Below are 18,960 nucleotides of genomic sequence, written 5' to 3' on the forward strand. Positions count from 1 at the left end.
AGGCGTGCGGGGGCTTGCTGATGGCTTACTCGCCAAAGGAGCACCCGCATGCCTGACATCAACCCGCACCACGCCTTCCTCCGCCAGCGCCTACCCGGCTGGGCCCACCACGCCCACCAGGAAAACTGGCAGCACCTGCGCCAGAGCCTGCACGCGGCGAGTACCGAGGCGATCCCCGGCGCCCCCGTTGCTCAGCACCTGGCCGTGCTCGCCAGCCAGGCGCAATTGCGCCGTTCGCGCGACGCCTTGCATCACCTGCTCAAGCCTTTGCAAGGCGTCATGGCCTTCGCCGAGCCCCTGCTCAGCGCACGCCTGAAAGACGCCTTCGGCCTGGAGATGGATGTCATCCGCAGCACGCTGACACCGGTAACCACGAACATCGGTGGCCTGCTGACCGGCCGCGATATCACCGGGCCCACCGCCAGCCTGTTGCAATACGCGCTGCACAACTTCAGTGGCATTTACCTGGACCCACCCAGCGCCATCCGCGACGCGCGCGGCCAGGCCCTGGCGATCAGTGGGTTGGCCTTCGCTGCCGAGTGCCGACGGCTCGACCTGGGCCGGCGCTACCAGGATCACCTCGACGCGCTATTGGTGTATGGCGAGCAGGCCAGGCAGGTACGCAACGCGTTCGAGCAGGTGAGCAAGGACCAACTGCGCCTGGACCTGCTCTTGGCCCATGGGCAAAAGCGCCTCAGTGACGCCGGCAAGAGCACCCTCGACCACCTGCTCGCCGGCAGCAAGTCCCTGAAGCTCGGCACACAGCCAGTGCACTGCTGGTCGCTGAGCCTGTTCGGCATCGCCTTGCATGATGTCTGGGTGCTTGCCCCTGCCGAGTCCGAGGCTGAGCGAATTGCCCAGGTGTCAGCGCAACTCTCTACGCCGCTGGCGCTGTTCAATCCGTTGTCGATCTTTTCCCCACGTCAGGGCGTACTGGATCGCCACAGGCTCAGGACTGTCGGCCCGGTGTTGCTTTGCCTGCCGGGTACTTCCCACGCCGTGCAACAGTACCCCTCGCTGCAAGCGTTGCAACGCGCGCTCAAGGACAAACTGTGCAACGCGCAGTTTCGCGCCGTGTTCATGCGCTTTGTGCCCCTTGAGCAACGCGCGCACTTTGCCAGCGTGCTCAAGCGCACCCTGGCCGCGAACGCAGCGGCTGATGCGCACTGGCCAGTACCCGCCTTTGCAAACCTGCACGTCAAGCGCCAATTGATCAAGGGTGAGCTGTTCAACCATGAGCAGACCGCCCAGCTCAATCGCCTGCGCAACGAAGCCCGGTTGCTGGCGGTACCCACCGCCGATGTCGACGACAAGGCCCGTGAGGTATTGCTGCAAGGCCTGGAAGACCTGGGGCTGAACTTCCTCAACCTGGCCGCGTTCTTTGTCCCGGGCCTGGGCCAGGTAATGATGGGGGTATTCGCCGCGCAACTGCTGTACAGCGCCTTTGAGGGCGTCGAGGCCTGGGAGGATGGCGACATCGACACGGCCCTGGCGCACCTGCAGTCCATCGCCCTCAATGTGGCAGTCGCCGGTGGCCTGGCGGTGGCGGGTGGCGTGGCCGGCAAGCTGGTCAATGGCCAGTGGCTGGAATCCTTGCTCAGGGTGCAACGGGCCGACGGCAGCCCGCGCCTGTGGCAGCCATCATTGGCCAGCTACCGCAGCGACATTCGCCTGCCTGAGGGGCTACGGGCCAACGCCATGGGCCAATATGTAGCCGACGGCAAATACTACTTCCGCCTGGATGGCGAACTGTTCGAGCAGCAGCTGGATCCCGCTTCGCGGCAATGGCGGATCGTCCACCCCCAAGACCCCGGGGCCTACCACCCGCCGCTGCTACACAACAATCAGGGCGCCTGGCGGCATGTGTACGAACGGCCGCTGCAATGGTCGCGGGCCACCTTGCTGCGGCGCCTGGGGCACCCGGTCGAGGCCTACAGCGACCAGCAACTGAGCGAGGCGGCATGGATCAGCGGCACCAGCGAAGACACCCTGCGCCGTGTGCATGTGCAACACGAGCAACCCCCTGAGCTGCTCCTCGACTGCCTTGAGCGCTTGCAGGCGGCAAACACTAGTAATGCGGAGGTCGATCGCCTTGGCGACATCACGTTCGATGACGCCTTCGCCAAGCACTACGCCGGCCCACCGGCCGGGGTCAGCACCTTGCAACTGGCCTTGCCGCGGGCCCTTGAGGGCCTGTACCAGCCCCGCCTGGCCAACGACGACTGCGAGCGCCTGGTATTTGCCTGCCTCAAGCGCTTGCCAGGCTGGCCGGACTCACTGCGCCTGGAACTGCGCCGGGGCAATCCGGACGGCCCGCTGATTGCACAGGTCGGCCCCAGGCAGGCCAGCGAGCACCGGGTGCTGGTGAAAGCCGCCGAGTACCGGCATGCCCACGGTTGGCGCGCCTATCGGACCGGCATGCCGCTAGCAGAATCAAGTAGCAATCGCTACCAGGCGATCCTTGATGCCCTGCCCGACGCCGATCGTCAGGCCCTGGCACTACAGGCCGGCGACGGCGACCAGCTTGGCAGGCGAATCCTGGGCCTGACCCAGGCCAACCGCGACCAGCTTTCTCAATGGTTGTGGTCGTACGAGCCAGGCTGGTCGGACTCTATCGGTTTGCGCGGCGGCGCGCCGATGAGTTACGGGCCAACGTCACCGAGCACCTCGCTGATGGCACGCTATTGGGCACTGTATCCGCGAAGCAGCCAAGCGCAGATGCGGGCAGCAATGGAAGGCTGGCGCGCCGCCAACGTCGAACCCACCGCAGCGTTGCAACGGCTTGAAATGCAGTTGCAACGCCTGCGCAACAATCTACAGAGGTGGGCCATCGACAACCCGCAGCGCCAGGAAGCGATACCCAATCTGATCGAAGCCTGGCAGCGCATGCATTCATCACCCACGGCCCAGGGGCAACCGGTGTTTGCCCTGTACCTGGACGAGCTGAACCTGGTTGGCGCAGACCTTGACGGCCTGGCGCAACTCGAGCCCGGTATCTTCGCTCACGTTCAACTGCTGTCGCTCGACTTTAACCCGCTGGGCCAGCTGCCCGGGGGGTTCACCCAGCACTTTCCACGCCTGCGCAACCTGTCAGTGCGCGGTAGCCAATTGAGCGAAGTTCCCCAAGGCCTGGGTGAACAACTGGTATCGCTCGAGCTGGGGGACAACCAGCTGGCCTGGACAGCACGCGACCAGGCCAGGCTGGCAACCTATCCGAACCTGCAGCACCTGTACCTGGATAACAACCCAATAGCCTCCGCCCCTAACTTCGGCGGACATCTCTATTTGCGTCACCTCACGCTGAGCGGCTGTGGCCTGACGGAGCTGCCGGGCGGCCTGGAAAACCTGCAGGCCCCAACCCTGATCGACCTGTCGAATAACCTATTGACGCACCTGCCAGAGCACTTCGACCCACCCCGGGCGGTCGGCCATGCGTTACAGCTGGAACTTAACCCTTTCACGGAAGAGACAGCGTTGCAAATCCAACGCTACTTCACCGATAACCGGGTCGATCTGCTGGTGTCTCAGGATGCCTACAGCGATCTGCTTTTTCAGGCATCGGACGATCAAGTACTACTGTGGGAGCGCCTGCAGGTACCGCAACGCCTGGATTTCGTCCGGCGCCTGCGCGAGCTCTATGACAGCTTCAGCTACCTGCTGGCGCCGGCCACCACGCGCAGGCGCCTGTGGCGGATTCTGCAGGTGGTCGAAACACAGCCGCCTGTCGATGAGTGGCTCGCCCAGTATGCCGGTGGCGCACGCATTCTGCTGTTGGAAGACATGGTCGATGGCGTCCTCGCCCTCAGCGGCAACGACCCCCGGCAACTCGGCCGCAACCTGCTGCAGGTCATGCAGCGGCGTACCTGGCGCCAGGCCATCCAGGAGCATGTCGAGCGACAAACACCGCTGGAGGACGCACAGTTCGCGCCGCGCGCCCAGCGTCTCGAGGCGCTTTACTACTGGACCTTGCGGCAACTGGCCGAAGACCCGACGATGATCATCGCGCAAACGCCGCTGCCGGCCGAAGCACTGGCCACCGACTCGATTCAGATCACCTTGCAACAACTGCCCGCCGACTGGGTCGAGCAGTTGCACCAACAGTTGCTGGCGCTCACCCCCGACAGCGACGCCGGGGTCGAGGCGGTGTTGCGCCGTAATGAACAGCACCAGTACCTTAACCGGGACTGGACTACCTACTTGCGATTGCACTTTGCCGAGCGCTTTGATGAGTTGGGCGACGAACTGAATCAACGCTTGCAGGCCGTCCAGCAAGAAATCGCCAACCCCGGCGAGCGTCTACTAAACGAGCAACTCATACGTCGCCGCCATGAGGCCGAAGAGCACCAGTTGCTCAGCGAACTGACACAGCTTGTTTATCGCGACTCGCCCAACGAAGAGTGACTGCCATGCTGGCGGGCCGTACGCGCGGCCAGCCAGCTATCAAACTCGGCCACCGGCATCGGCCGCCCCATCCAAAAGCCCTGGCCCTGATCACACCCGGCATTGCGCAAAAACGCATATTGCTCGGCGGTCTCGATGCCCTCGGCGGTGATCTTGAAGCCCAAGGCGTGGCCCAGGTCAATGATCGCCCGGGTAATGGCCACGCCATCGTCGTCTTCAGGTAGATCCTTGATAAACGCCCGATCGATCTTCAGGTGGTCGATCGGCAGCATCTTCAGGTACGCCAGTGACGAGTAACCGGTGCCGAAGTCGTCCACCGCCGTGGTCACGCCCAATTCCTGCAGCTGTGCAAGGACCGCACAGGCATGCTGCTGGCTTTCCATCAGCAGGCTTTCGGTGATTTCCACCTCCAGCAAGGTCGGCGGCAGGTCGTAGCGTTTGAGCGAGCGCTTGAGGCTGGCGACGTAGTCGCTGCGCTCGATCTGCAAGGCTGCGACGTTGATCGCCACCGGCCCGGGCAGGCGGTCGGCGGCGCGCCAGGCAGCGATCTGTGCGCAGGCCAGATCCAGTACCTTCTCACCCAAGGGGATGATCAGCCCCGTGCGTTCGGCCAGGGGGATGAACTGCGCTGGCGATACCAGCCCGTGCTCTGGATCACGCCAGCGCAGCAGCGCTTCGGCGCCTTCGACGCGGCCGCTGAACAGGTCGATCTTGGGTTGGTACCAGAGCTCGAACTCATTGTGCTTGAGGGCCCGGCGCAGGTTGTGCTCCAGGTCCAGGCGCGCCTGCAGGCGCTGGGTCATTTCCGGCTGGTACAGGCGGTAAGCGTTGCGCCCACTCTCCTTGGCCGCGTACATGGCGGTGTCGGCATGGCGCAGCAGGCGATCGACGCTCTGGCCATGCTCCGGGCACCAGGCCAGGCCAATGCTGCCGGTGACCAGGGCGGCGTTGCCCTTGAGGTCGAAGGGCAGTTGCAGGGCCTGCAGCAACCTCTGGATGCGCTCGATGCAATCAGCCTCCGGCCCCTTGAGCACAAAGGCGAACTCATCTCCGCCCAGGCGACACACACTGTCCTGCACTTCGATGATCTGCATGAAACGTGCAGTGGCCTGTTGCAGCAACAGGTCGCCCATGGCGTGGCCAAGGCTGTCGTTGACCTGCTTGAAACCGTCGATATCCAGCACCAGTACGGCCAGGCGCTGGCCCCGGTTGATCTCCTCGAGCAGTTGCTGATGAAAGTGCAGGCGATTGGGCAAGCCGGTGATCGCGTCATAATGGGCCAGGCGTTCGAGCTGGGCCTGGGACTGCTTGAGTTCGAGGTTGCGCAGGTTGATCAGGCGGTTGCTGCGATTGAGCTGGGCGACGAACACGCTGAACAGGCCGGTACAGGTCAGGGCAAAGAGGAACAACGGCGAGACGAACAGGCTCATGGACGGCCAGCCGCCCAGGGGGCTGGCCGCCAGTTGCCAGAGCCCGCCCGGCACATCGACATTGACCGTCACCGGGTGCTGGGTGAACAGCTTCGGGTCGCCCCAGATCATCCCGCCGGCCGAACCCTGGCCGTCGGCGCCGCGCAGGGCCAGCTCGAAGCCCGGGTCAAGGTCCAGCCCGGCGGTACTGAGCAAGCGGTCGATATCGGCGACGATCGACACGTTGCCCCAGTATAGTTTCACGCCCTTGTGCCCCTTGAGGAATACCGGACGCCGGTAAATCAACCCACGCCCGCCCTGGCGCAGCTGCACCGGGCCAGCCAGCACCGGGCTGTAGTTGTCACGGGCGCGCTGCAGCAGCGGGTACTGCTCCGGCATCTGGCGGTAATCCATGCCCAGTACGCTCTGGTTACCGTGCAGCGGGTAGACGTCGGCGATCACATCACCCGGGGCCAGGGCAATATGGCGGATGTGCGGCACCGAGGCGATCGCCTGGCGGGCCATGTCGTGAAAGTGCTCGGGGCTGATTTCGCCATCGGCACTGAGTAGCTGGGCAATACCCTCGGTCTCACCGAACGCCGAGCGCAGCTGCGCCTCGATACTAGCCCGCACGCCCGACAGGCGCGCGCTGGCATTGGCGATCACTTCAGCTTCCTGGCGCTGTACATCCAGACGCCCGAGCACCACCGACAGGCCGATGCCGATCAGGGCAAAGCCCACCGGCAGCAGGCGATTGAGGGTGGTACGCAGGTTCGTCGGCAGGACCAGGTTGTCATCAAGGGCGAGGATTCTTGTGCTCATAGGTCCGTAATTCACATCGGATTAACGCTGTATCGGCGCCTTGGGCGCAATGTTGAGCGAGGCTGGCTTTTTTTAGCGCCCTGGCGTTATGCTCGGACTGAAACGTTTCACCCATTACAGAAAAAGAGGTGCTGCGCCCATGGACCGTCTGCTCGATACGCTGTTCCCCACCGCCAACGAGATCCCCGAGGCGTACCGCCTGGGTGAACCCCTGGTGCAACGTGAGTACCTGGTGAACGGCCAGTTGCAGCAATGGCACGGGCCGCTGGCCACGGTCCGCAGCCCGGTGTGGCTCAAGGAAGGCGTTGAGGAGCGCCAGGTGATCCTCGGCAATACCCCGCTGCTGGACGCCGATACCGCCCTCACCGCCCTGGACGCCGCCGTGCATGCCTACGACAAAGGCCGTGGCGCCTGGCCGACGATGCGGGTGGCCGAACGCATCCAGCATGTCGAGACCTTCTTGACCAAGATGCGTGAACAACGTGAAGCGGTGGTCAAGCTGTTGATGTGGGAAATCGGCAAGAACCTCAAGGACTCGGAGAAAGAGTTCGACCGCACCTGCGACTACATCGTCGACACCATCGGCGCCCTCAAGGAGCTGGACCGCCGCTCCAGCCGCTTTGAACTGGAGCAGGACACCCTTGGCCAGATCCGCCGCGCGCCGCTGGGCGTGGCCTTGTGCATGGGCCCCTACAACTACCCGCTGAACGAAACCTTCACCACCCTGATCCCGGCGCTGATCATGGGCAACACCGTGGTGTTCAAGCCGGCCAAGTTCGGCGTGCTGCTGATCCGTCCGCTGCTTGAAGCGTTTCGCGACAGCTTCCCGGCCGGGGTCATCAACGTCATTTATGGCCGCGGCCGCGAGACCGTCAGCGCGCTGATGGCCAGCGGCAAGATCGATGTGTTCGCCTTCATCGGCACCAACAAGGCCGCCAGCGACCTGAAAAAACTTCACCCACGCCCGCACCGCCTGCGCGCAGCCCTGGGCCTGGATGCCAAGAACCCGGGGATCGTGTTGCCCGAGGTCGACCTCGACAACGCGGTGAACGAGGCGGTCACCGGCGCCCTGTCGTTCAACGGCCAGCGCTGCACGGCGCTGAAGATCCTCTTCGTCCATGAAGACGTGGTCGATGATTTCCTCGACAAATTCCAGCGCAAGCTGGCCGCGCTCAAGCCGGGCATGCCTTGGGAGCCGGGCGTGGCCCTGACGCCGCTGCCCGAGGCCGGCAAGATCGATTACCTCAATGGCCTGGTGGCCGATGCCGTCGACAAGGGTGCCAAGGTCATCAACGAAGGCGGTGGCGCCAGCCGTGGCTCGTTCTTCTACCCGGCCCTGCTGTACCCGGTGAATGCGCAGATGCGCGTGTACCAGGAGGAACAATTCGGTCCGGTGGTGCCGGTGGTGCCCTATCGCGACCTGCAGACGGTGATCGACTATGTGCTCGATTCCGACTTCGGCCAGCAACTGAGCATCTTCGGCACCGACTCGGCCGAAGTCGGCAGGCTGGTCGATACCTTCGCCAATCAGGTCGGCCGTATCAACCTCAATGCCCAGTGCCAGCGCGGCCCGGACACCTACCCGTTCAACGGCCGCAAGAACTCCGCCGAAGGCACCCTGTCGGTGCATGACGCCTTGCGGGTGTTCTCCATCCGCACGCTGGTGGCGACCAAGTTCCAGGAGAGCAACAAGCAGCTGATCAGCGACATCATCCGTAACCGCGAGTCGAGTTTCCTGACCACCGATTACATTTTCTGACTGCCACTCGTCCAGCGCCGCGACTTTTGATTTGCCCAATTGCCGAAACTGTATAAATATACAGTTTCGCGCCATTCCCTGCGGCGCCTTAAAGGAGGATCAATAAAATGGCAGTCAAACCAATCCCCGAAGGACAGCACAGCATTACCCCTTACCTGGGCATCAAGGATGCCGCCAAGGCCATCGAGTTCTACAAGAAGGCCTTCGGCGCCGTCGAGATGTTCCGCCTCGACGGCCCAGACGGGCGCGTCGGCCATGCCGAGCTGAAAATCGGCGATTCCTCGCTGATGCTTGCCGACCCCTGCGACCAGTCCGGTGGGCTGACCAGCAGCCAGTCGCTCAATGGCACCGCCATTGGTCTGCACCTGTATGTCGAGGACGCCGACAAAGTGTTTGCCCAGGCCCTCGCTGCCGGCGCCACCCAGGTCACCGAAGTCAAAGACCAGTTCTACGGCGACCGTAGCGGCACCCTGAAAGACCCGTTCGGCAACCTGTGGTTCGTCTCCACCCACAAGGAAGACCTCAGCGTGGAAGAGATCCGCGCCCGCGCCGCCAAGCTGTTTGGCGGCCAGTAAGCAGCACCTGGCTCGGCTGGCGGGCATGTTCGCCAGCCGGGCTTTGCATTAAGGTGGCAGGCACAGGAAGGCTGGCCAGGATTGTCCATGCGAATCATCGAAAAAAACGCCGCGCTGGTGCGCACCCTCACCCCTGCTGAAGACGCGCTGTTGCGTGGTTTTGTCCAGGGCGGCCTGGAAGGCCCGCGCCTGTTGCAGGCCAACCAGTTGCTGATGAAGGTGCGCGCCGCCGGCCACTGGCTGGCCTGCGACTGCCAGCCCAAAGCAATGCCGGTGCTCAACGTCAACCTCAATGGCAACACCGGCACGCTGTTCCTCAAGAACAACCCGGGCACGGCCGAGCACGCGCCAGACTGCGCGTTCATCAAGGATGAGCGGGAAAGTGGCAGCCGCGACAGCGACAACGACTCGCCACCGGCTGCCTGGCTCGCACCGGACACCCCCTTGCGCCTGATCGGTGATTTCAAAGCGGCCGGCGGCGCTGCTGGCGAGTCTGCAGGCAGTGGCGACAAACGCGAGCAGCATCGGCTGCTGTCGCTGCTGCTGACCTTGATCGAAGCCAGTGGCTTGAACGTCTATGCCACCCACTTGAAAAAAGACCTCACCGGGCAGTTCGCCGAATTGCGCGGGGTCGCCAGCCGTTATCCGTTGATCGAGCGGGTGCCGGCCAGCAACTACCTGGAAACCCGCCTGGACATGAAGCACATGATGATGCTCAAGGCGCGTTTGCGTGAGTCTACGGCCTTTGGCAACCATCGCCGGCATGGCCTGCTGCTCGACTGCGTCAGCCAGATCAAGGCGCGCAAGGTATTCAACGACCGCAGTGAAGACGGCTTCGACTTCCAGGGCCATCACCTGCTCTGGGGCGGCAGCAAGACCCCGGGGCCGTTGCTGGCCCTGGCGATCTACTCGCCGGCCAGTGCCGGCAGTCATTTCTATGAGCTGATTCATGTTGCCAGCGTGCCGGTGTTGTCGCGTGGGCAACTGTTCCCGGTGTATCGCGATGAAGAGCGTGAGCCGTTGAAGATGCTCATCTCGCTGATCGACTGGATGGCCAGCAAGGGCGTCAAGGTGATCATGCGCCGGCCGGTGCTCGGTGGTCAGGGCATGGACGCGCTGGTGCTCAGCTCCGACCAGGACCGGGTGCTGTCGGTGTCGCTGACCGAGCAGCCGCTGGGGCCGGAGCCGGAGGGCGAGACGTTCAAGCGTTATGCCGACTTCAAGAGCCTGGACACCTTTCGCAAGTATGTCGCCGGCTTCTTCATGCGCGGACGCGAGTAACGGCTAACGACCAGGCCGCTGCGCGGCCATCGCCCTGTGGGAGCCGGCCTTGCCGGCGATGGGCTGCGGCAGCAGCCCCAGGCCTCTAAAGCCAGATTGCATCCCAATGCGGATAATCACCAATGCTGGACACCAAACCAGCCCGCAACGGGTTTGCAACGATGTAGCGAGCCACCGCCTGAACATCCTCTTCCCGGCGTAACGCCCGATCATGAAAACCGTGCTGCCATAAACGACCCTTGCGCCGGCTGGCCTTGTTGATCAGGCAGGTACTGCGAGATTTGACCCGGCGTACCAGTGACGCAAGGGTGCCCTGGCGCAGCTCGATCAACCAGTGCAGGTGATCGGGCATGATCACCCAGGCCAAGGATTTAGCCAACGCTTGACGCTGTGCATATTGCAGTTGCTCAACCATCAGCCGAGCCAGGTGAAAATCGGTAAAAACCGGTTGGCGGTTTTCGGTGATGCTGGTCAGCAGGTATAAGCCGCCAAGTGTCGATACTCGCCCACGTCTCAGGCGATGGGAGGCTGGACTGTCCATGTTGGGTCTCCTGAAAATCGAGCTTTCAGGCTAGCTCGATCGAAACACTCAGGTGGCAGGTCAATTAAACTTGATGTGTCTGGACCATCGCTTCGCCGGCAACGCCGGCTCCCACAATAGATTGGTGCACCCACAACCCCGTGGGAGCCGGCCTTGCCGGCGATGGGCTGAACCCCGTATAGCAGAGCCTGTGCGTCCTGCTTCGTTAATATTTTATTTTTCTCCTTAAGGGTTTACACGCGAATGGTAATTCTTATCATTCTCGACTTCCCGAGCGACCGGGCCCTTCCGTCCCGGTCGCTCACCCTTTGCTCCAGGAGAAATCTGACATGGTGTCGCGCTTCAACCTCAGCCGCTTGAGCATTGCCTTGCTGGCGACCCTGGGTTCCACGGCAATCGCCGCAGCCCCGCTGGAACTGCAGCCGGACGAAGTCCAGGTGCAGCCGACCGACTTGCCAGTGGACGGCAGCCGGCAAGCGATCGAGCTGGAGAACACCCGGGTACTGGGCACCGCCGAAGAGGAGCTGAAGCAAGCTCCCGGGGTGTCGATCATCACCGCTGAAGACATCAAGAAACGCCCACCAGTCAATGACCTCTCCGACATCATCCGCCGCGAACCCGGGGTCAACCTCACCGGCAACAGCAGCAGCGGCGCCCGCGGCAACAACCGTCAGATCGACCTGCGCGGCATGGGCCCGGAAAACACCCTGATCCTCATCGACGGCAAGCCCTCTACCTCACGCAACGCCGTGCGCTATGGCTGGAGCGGCGACCGCGACACCCGGGGCGAAACCAACTGGGTACCGGCCGAAGAAGTCGAACGCATCGAGATCCTGCGCGGCCCGGCCGCCGCGCGCTACGGCTCCGGCGCCATGGGCGGTGTGGTCAACATCATCACCAAGCGCCCGACCCAGGACCTGCGCGGTTCCATGACCCTGTACACCATGCTCCCCGAGGACGATGCCGAAGGCACGGGCAAGCGGGTCAACTTCAGCTTGAGCGGGCCGCTTACCGACAGCCTGATCTTCCGCGTCTATGGCAACCTGAACAAAACCGACGCCGATGACATGAAGATCAACTCGGCGCACCAGGCCTTCGATTCATCCTTGATGGCCGGCCGCGAAGGCGTGCGCAACAAGGACATCAACGGCCTGCTGAGCTGGAAGATCGACCCGGCCAACACCCTTGATTTTGAGTCCAGCTACAGCCGCCAGGGCAACATCTTTGCCGGCGACACCATGCTCAACGCCGGCGGCGAGTTCGTCGAAAGCCAGGTGGGCAAGGAAACCAACGTCATGCAGCGCTCAAGCTTTGCCGTGACCCATCGCGGTGACTATGACTGGGGTACCTCCACCGCGTCGCTGTCCTATGACCTGACCCGTAACGACCGCCTCAATGAAGGCCTGGCCGGCTGGGGCGAAGGTGCGCCATCGGGCGGTGCCGGACGCTTCGAGTCGCGCCTGCGCAATACCCGCGCCACCGGCGAGGTCAACCTGCCACTGAGCATCGGCCTGGAGCAGGTGCTGACCCTGGGCGGCGAATACCTCTATGAATCGCTCAACGACCCGGGCTCGCTGCGCCCGCAAAGCTATGACCCGGGCGCTGAACTGCCGAACTTCGACCGTACCCAGACCAAATCCACCGCGCGCAGTTTTGCCCTGTACGCCGAGGACAACATCGAAGTCGGCGAAAACACCATTGTCACCCCTGGCCTGCGTCTTGATCACCACGAGGACTACGGCAACAACTGGAGCCCGAGCCTGAACGCCTCGCACCAGATCACCGAGGCCCTGAGCATCAAGGGCGGTATCGCCCGCGCTTACAAAACCCCGAACCTGTACCAGGCCAACCCCAATTACCTGCTGTACAGCCGTGGCGCAGGTTGCAACTCCAGCGAAGTCAACAATGGCGGCTGCTACCTGCTGGGCAACGCCAACCTCGAACCGGAAACCAGCGTTAACAAGGAACTGGGCCTGGCCTACGACAAGGGCACCTGGCGCACCAGCGCAACCTACTTCCGTAACGACTACAAGAACAAGATCGAAGCCGGCAACCAGACCTTGTTCCGCCTGCCCAACGGGCGCCGCATCCTGCGCTGGGAAAACACCGGCAAGGCCGTGGTGCAAGGTGTCGAGGGCAACCTGTTCGTCGAGCTGACCCCAGCGCTGGACTGGAACACCAACTTCACCTACATGATCGAGTCCGAAGACAAGAAAACAGGCGAGCCGCTGAGCATCATTCCCGAGTACACGGTCAACTCGACCCTGGACTGGAACGTCACCGACAAGCTGTCGTTCCAGCTCAACGGCACCTACTACGGCAAACAGGAAGCACCTACCTACAACGCTCGGGCCAATGAAGCCCTGGACAAGAAGGTTCAGAAGGACGTCGATCCCTACGGGATTGTCGGCATCAGCGGGGGCTATGAATTCACCAAGAACCTGAGCATGCGCGTGGGCGTGAACAACCTGTTTGACAAGCGCCTGTACCGCGAAGGCAACTCCGATGAAGCCGGGGCCTTGACCTACAACGAGGCGGGCCGGGCGTACTTCGCCTCGTTTACCACGTCGTTCTGAACCCGGCGTTGACCGCAGGGCAGCCTTGCTGCCCCATCGCCGGCAAGCCGGCTCCCACAGTGGACTTGCATGCACCCGACCTGTGGGAACTGACTTGCCAGCGATCGAGCGCGAAGCGATCGCAATCCCGGCAACATCGGTTAGCGACAGTCCGTGTAGCGGTCTCTCTAGTCAATATGTAGGAATATTCGACAATTCCTACCACAATTTTCAACGCCTCTATACTTCCCATACTCTTGCATCCTGATTCGACGTATCGTTGGCGACTCGCCGGCTCCGGCCCGTTTCGTCTTCCTGAATGATTCAGGAAACGGCTTACCCTCTTCGTCAAGGAGTTGCGCCAATGCCCACGGTACTGATCGTCGATGATCACCCCACAATTCGTCTTGCGGTGCGTATTCTGCTGGAACGCGAACGCTACGAAGTGGTGGGTGAAACCGGGGACGGCGTGGCCGCCGTGCAGATGGCCCGCGAACTGCGCCCCAATGTGGTCATCCTCGATATCGGCCTGCCCGGCCTGGATGGCCTGGGCGTGATCAAACGCCTGCACCTGCTGGAAAAACCGCCGAAAATCATGGTCCTGACCGGTCAGCCCGCGGCCTTGTTCGCCCGTCGCTGCCTGGATGCCGGCAGCTCGGCCTTCGTGCACAAGGACGAAGACCTGGACGCACTGGTGTTTGCCTTGAAAGCCATGCTCAAGGGCTACTCGACCTTCCCTGACATGTCCGCCAGCCGCGGCCCGCTGGGCAGCGAAGAAGAGCGGCTGGCCAGCCTTTCCCACCGCGAGATGGAAGTGCTGCGCATGCTCGCCGCCGGCCTTTCCAACAACGACATCGGCATTCGCATGCTGCTGAGCCCCAAGACCATCAGCACCTACAAGAGCCGGATCATGGAGAAGCTTCAGGTAGGATCTTTCGTCGACCTTATGGGTCTGGCAAATCGCAATCTTGTGATCTGAGCCGGCCATGACCCTGCGCCCCGCTCTTCTGCTCTTGCTGCTGGTCTGCCTGCCGGCGTTGTTGCTCAACAGCAGCCTGGCCGATGAGCCCGGTGAACCGCGCACGCTGCTGGCCCGCTCAGTGGTGGGTGGCGAAGGCGTAGCGCTGTCGCCGGATGATCGGCGCTGGCTGAAGGAAAAAGCCGTGCTGCGCCTGGGAACCTCGAGCCCGGACTACCCGCCTTTCGATATCAATGTCAGCCAGAGCGAATACGAAGGCCTGACCGCCGACTATGCCGGGCTGATCAGCGAACTGCTGGGCATCCCCTTCGACGTGCGCCGCTACGCCAGCCGCAAAGAGGCGATCGCCGCCCTGCATGCCGGGGACATCGACCTGCTCGGCAGTTCCAATGGCTTTGAAGCCGCCGATGCCCAGCTAGTGCTGAGCCAGCCCTATGCCGATGATCTGCCGGTGATCGTCACGCCCCAGGGCAAGACCCGCGCCGTCGATGACGAGCTGGATGGGCTGCGCCTGGCGATGGTCGATCACTACCTGCCGGACGAAGAAGTCCGGCATCTGTTCCCCAAGGCCCGCCTGCAGTTGTACACCTCGACCATGGCCGGCTTGTCGGCCGTCTCGCTGGGCCAGGCCGACGCCTTTCTCGGTGATGCGATCAGCAGTGATTACCTGATCGGCAAGAGCTTTCAGGACAGCGTGCAGATTTCCCACTTCGTCAAGCACGAGCGGGAAACCTTCGCCTTTGCCCTGGCCCGCGGCAACGACAGGCTGTTGCACCTGCTCAACCGTTCACTGGCGGTCACCAGTGAAACCGAGCGTTTGAACATCCTGCGCCGCTGGAGCAGCGGCAGCACCAGTATGTTGCTTGATCGCGGCGCCTTGACCCTGAGCCACGAGGAGCGGCGCTGGATCGAACAGCACCCGGTTACCCGTGTGCTGGTGAACAAATACTTTGCGCCGTTGAGTTTCTACGATGACCAGCAGCAGGTTCGCGGCATAACCGCCGACGTCCTGGAGCAGATCAGCCTGCGCACGGGGCTGAAGTTCGAGTTCATCGAGACCGATGCCGGTGCGACCATGATCGCGTTGCTGCAACAGGGCAAAGCCGACCTGGCCGGTACGCTGGTCTATAGCCCCGAGCGCGCCAGGCTGGTCAACTTCAGTCGGCCATACCTGACCGACCCTTGGGTGCTGGTGTGCCGTACCGACAGCGAGTTCGGGCAAAACCCCGAACAGCTGGATGGCAAGCGCGTGGCGGTCATTCGCGACACCCCCTTGAAGGCGCAATTGCTGCAGCGTTACCCGACGCTGACGCTGATCGAGGTCGATAGCCCGCTGGCATTGATGGAAGCCCTGGAGGATAAACAGGTCGACCTGGTACTGAGCTCGCGCATCAACGCGGCCTACTTCATCAGCCGTCTGTTCAAGGATCGGTTGCGTATCGCCTCCCAGTATGGCGACCGGCCGATTACCGCCTCGTTTGCAACGCCCAAGGACGCCAGGGTGCTGCGCTCGATCATCGACAAGGCCTTGCTCAGCATCCCGCCCGACGAACTGGCGCAACTGACCAACCGCTGGCGCACCAACGCACTGATCAGCGACAGCCCCTGGTACAACTACCGCTCACTGATCCTGCGGATTCTCATCGTCGCCAGCCTGATGATCGCCGTGGTGGTGTTCTGGAACCGCTACCTGCGCAACCTGATCCGCCAACGCAGCGAGGCCCAGCAAGCGCTGCAGCACGAACTGGGGTTCAGCAAGCGCCTGCTCGACGAACTGCGCCTGGCCAAGGACCAGGCCGACGACGCCAGCCGGGCCAAAAGTACGTTCCTGGCGACCATGAGCCATGAAATCCGCACGCCGATGAACGCGGTGATCGGCCTGCTCGAGCTTGCGCTCAAGGATGCCGAGCAGGGCCGTGCCGATCGCGCCTCGCTGCAGGTCGCCTTCGACTCGGCCAACGGCCTGCTGGCGCTGATCGGAGACATTCTCGACATCGCCCGGATCGAATCCGGACACATGGAACTGAACGCCACCGCCACCGACCTGACAGCGCTGGTTGCCGCTACCGTACGGGTGTTCGAAGGCAATGCCCGGCTCAAGGGCCTGATGTTGCAGACGGACTTGCACACGGTCACCGAGGGTGTGCTGGTTGACCCGCTGCGTTTCAAGCAGGTGCTGTCGAACCTGCTGGGCAATGCCCTGAAGTTTACCGAGCAGGGCCAGGTCAAGGTCACGCTGCGCTGGGGCGCGGAACAGCCCGGGCAGGTGCGACGGGTCTTGCTCAGCATTGAAGACAGCGGCATCGGCATCAGTGCTCAAGACCAGGCACGCCTGTTCCACAACTTCACCCGGGTGGGCGAACAACAGGCACGCCAGGGCAGCGGCCTGGGCCTGGTGATCAGCCGTACCCTGTGCGAGCTGATGGGTGGCCGACTGAGCCTGACCAGCACCCCGGGCGTCGGCACGCGGGTCGACATCGAGTTGCAATTGCCGATTGCGACCCTGGCGCAAGCGCCCCTGGCAGAAATCGAGCAACCGCTGGCCGACAGTGCCTTGAACATATTGGTGGTAGACGACTACCCCGCCAACCTGATGCTGCTGCAGCGCCAGCTCAGTGTTCTCGGCCATCAGGTCAGCCAGGCCAGCGATGGCCAGGCCGCGCTGGGGCTGTGGCTGCAAGGGCAGTTCGATGCGGTGATCACCGATTGCCACATGCCCGGCATGGATGGCCATCAGTTGGCACGCCGGCTGCGCAGCGAGGAACACCTGCAGCAACGCCGCGCCTGCCTGATCCTCGGCTTGACCGCTAATGCCCAGGTTGAGGAGCGCGAGCGATGCCTGGCCAGCGGCATGAACGATTGCCTGTTCAAGCCGATCGGTCTCAATGAGTTGCGCCGTCATCTGATCGCAGTGACCAGCCCGACATCGGCGCCAGCAGTTACCGCGCAGGCGCAGGAGCCGGAGCATGCCAGCGGCTTCGATGTCGACAACCTCAAGCACCTGACGCTGGGCGATCCGCAACTGGTCGAACGCCTGCTGCGGGAACTGGCGCACAGCAACAGCGACGACCTCAAGGCCCTGCGTGCCCTGGGCCCGGAACCTGTGCGCGATGCCTTGCGCGCCCTGGCCCACCGGATCAAGGGCGGCGCCAAGATGCTCAAGGCCCGTGGCGTGGTAAGGCGCTGCGAAGCGCTCGAGCAAGCCTGTGTTGGCGAGGCCAGCAGCGCCGATCTAGAGGTGCTGGCCAAGGCCCTGGAACACAGCCTGCAGACCCTCGACGGGCAGCTCAACCAGCGGCTCAGTGCAACTGCAAGGTCGAGTTGATCTGGCTGATCGCATCGACCACATGCTGGGACCCCTGCTGGATTTCCAGAATCACCTCACCGGCTTCGTTAGCCAGTTCCACGCCAAGGCCGGTACGGCTGAGGCTTGACTGCATGCTGGCCACGGCGGTCAACGACAAGTCATGGTTCTGGCGCACCACCTCGACAATCTCCAGGGTGGCCTTGCTGGTACGTGCCGCCAGGTTACGCACCTCATCGGCCACCACGGCAAACCCGCGCCCGTGCTCGCCGGCCCGCGCCGCTTCGATGGCGGCGTTGAGTGCCAATAGATTGGTCTGGTCGGCGATACTGCGGATGGTCTGGACGATCTGCCCGATCAGCTCCGACTGCTTGCTCACCGCATCGATGCTGCGGGCGGCGGCATTGAGGTCCTGGGAGATTTCCTCGATCACCTGCACGGTTTGCTGCACCACCTGTGAGCCTTTGCGCGCACAAGCGTCGTTCTGCACCGAAGTGGCGTGGGCCGATTCGGCGGCGGTTTGCTGGGTACTGACCTGACGGGTGATGTCGCTGGCGAACTTGACCACTTTGTACAGCCGCCCGCGGGTGTCGAAGATCGGGTTGTAGGAAGCCTCCAGATAGACCATCTGCCCGAGCTTGTTGACCCGTTCAAAGCGGTGGGAATGGTACTCGCCGCGGTTGAGCGAGGCCCAGAAGGCCTTGTAGGCCGCCGACTCGCTTTCGCTCTTGTGGCAGAACAGGCTGTGGTGCTTGCCCACCACCTCGTCCAGGCGGTAATGCATGGTGTCGAGGAAGTTCTGGTTGGCCTCGATGACCTTGCCATCCGGGGTGAATTCGACCATGGCCATCGAGCGGCTGATGGCATTGATCAGGCTTTCGGTCTCGTGTTCGTGGCGCACCCGCTGGGTGATGTCCGAGGCGACCTTGATCACGCCGGTGACTTGCTGCTGCGCGCCGAGCACCGGCATGTAGCTGGCTTCGAGCCAGACTTCGCGGCCCTGCTTGTCGACACGGGCAAAGGTGCCGCTGCGCGGTTCACCGCGGCCCAGGTCACGCCATAACTGGTGATATTCCTCGCTCTTGGTGAAGGCTTCTTCGCAGAACATGCGGTGATGCTTGCCGCGAATCTCCTCGACGCTATAACCGAGGGTTTTGCAGAAGTTTTCGTTGGCGTCGAGGATCACCCCGTCGGGGCTGAATTCAATCATCGCCATCGAGCGGCTGATCGCCGCAAGTTTGCCACTCATGTGCCCCAAGGCCTGGGTGCAACGCTCGATTTCAGCCAGATCGGACTTACGATGCAAATCAAACATTTTGCAACACTCCATGCTC

Annotated in this window: 10 protein-coding genes and 1 pseudogene; 7 read left to right on the top strand and 4 right to left on the bottom strand. The window is 62.9% G+C overall.

The window, feature by feature from the left end; all coding sequences use genetic code 11:
- Positions 1-48: 48 nt before the first annotated feature.
- Positions 49-4,401, top strand: a complete 4,353-nt coding sequence (locus KHO53_RS24555; protein ID WP_213571138.1) for a dermonecrotic toxin domain-containing protein — start codon at positions 49-51, stop codon at positions 4,399-4,401.
- Here the strand turns inward: KHO53_RS24555 and KHO53_RS24560 are convergent.
- On the bottom strand, positions 4,374-6,632 hold the full coding sequence (locus tag KHO53_RS24560) for a putative bifunctional diguanylate cyclase/phosphodiesterase (RefSeq protein ID WP_010227021.1): 2,259 nt from the start codon (positions 6,630-6,632) through the stop codon (positions 4,374-4,376). The two genes, KHO53_RS24555 and KHO53_RS24560, sit on opposite strands and share 28 nt — an antisense overlap.
- Before the next feature lie 139 nt (positions 6,633-6,771).
- On the opposite strand from KHO53_RS24560, the gene KHO53_RS24565 reads away from it, so the two are divergent.
- The 3 genes from KHO53_RS24565 (at position 6,772) to KHO53_RS24575 (ending at position 10,247) form a co-directional block, all read left to right on the top strand.
- Positions 6,772-8,391: an NADP-dependent glyceraldehyde-3-phosphate dehydrogenase gene (locus KHO53_RS24565; RefSeq protein ID WP_100783473.1), complete on the top strand. Its 1,620-nt coding sequence runs from the start codon at positions 6,772-6,774 to the stop codon at positions 8,389-8,391.
- 107 nt (positions 8,392-8,498) lie between these two features.
- Entirely contained in the window at positions 8,499-8,966 is a 468-nt protein-coding gene (locus KHO53_RS24570; protein ID WP_010227023.1) for a VOC family protein, read from the top strand.
- A gap of 87 nt (positions 8,967-9,053) precedes the next feature.
- A complete protein-coding gene (locus KHO53_RS24575) occupies positions 9,054-10,247 on the top strand; it encodes a DUF8534 domain-containing protein (RefSeq protein WP_010227024.1) in 1,194 nt (397 codons plus the stop codon).
- 85 nt (positions 10,248-10,332) lie between these two features.
- Here KHO53_RS24575 and KHO53_RS24580 read toward each other — a convergent pair whose 3' ends face one another.
- Positions 10,333-10,788 carry an REP-associated tyrosine transposase gene (locus tag KHO53_RS24580; RefSeq protein WP_010227025.1) on the bottom strand — a complete coding sequence of 152 codons (456 nt, stop codon included), beginning with the start codon at positions 10,786-10,788 and terminating at the stop codon, positions 10,333-10,335.
- A 329-nt stretch (positions 10,789-11,117) separates the two neighbouring features.
- Here KHO53_RS24580 and KHO53_RS24585 point away from each other — a divergent pair, with 329 nt between their 5' ends.
- From KHO53_RS24585 to KHO53_RS24595, 3 genes are all read left to right on the top strand, one after another.
- Positions 11,118-13,364 (top strand): FepA family TonB-dependent siderophore receptor, encoded by a 2,247-nt coding sequence (locus KHO53_RS24585; RefSeq protein WP_213571140.1) that lies wholly within the window; start codon positions 11,118-11,120, stop codon positions 13,362-13,364.
- A 343-nt stretch (positions 13,365-13,707) separates the two neighbouring features.
- Positions 13,708-14,322, top strand: coding sequence for a response regulator transcription factor (locus KHO53_RS24590; RefSeq protein ID WP_036997080.1), 615 nt, complete (start codon positions 13,708-13,710; stop codon positions 14,320-14,322).
- Between the two features lie 7 nt (positions 14,323-14,329).
- Positions 14,330-17,647, top strand: a complete 3,318-nt coding sequence (locus tag KHO53_RS24595) for a transporter substrate-binding domain-containing protein (protein ID WP_036997078.1) — start codon at positions 14,330-14,332, stop codon at positions 17,645-17,647.
- On the opposite strand, the gene KHO53_RS26090 is transcribed toward KHO53_RS24595, so the two are convergent.
- Both KHO53_RS26090 and KHO53_RS26095 read right to left on the bottom strand, forming a co-directional pair.
- Positions 17,622-18,116, bottom strand: a complete 495-nt coding sequence (locus KHO53_RS26090) for a methyl-accepting chemotaxis protein (RefSeq protein WP_371128680.1) — start codon at positions 18,114-18,116, stop codon at positions 17,622-17,624. The two genes, KHO53_RS24595 and KHO53_RS26090, sit on opposite strands and share 26 nt — an antisense overlap.
- Positions 18,117-18,158: 42 nt before the next feature.
- Positions 18,159-18,956: pseudogene (locus KHO53_RS26095) on the bottom strand (PAS domain-containing protein); the annotation flags it as partial.
- Positions 18,957-18,960 lie beyond the last annotated feature (4 nt).

Origin of the sequence: Pseudomonas sp. RC2C2 (assembly GCF_018390435.1) — a bacterium.
In the GTDB taxonomy this organism is placed as follows: domain Bacteria; phylum Pseudomonadota; class Gammaproteobacteria; order Pseudomonadales; family Pseudomonadaceae; genus Aquipseudomonas; species Aquipseudomonas donghuensis.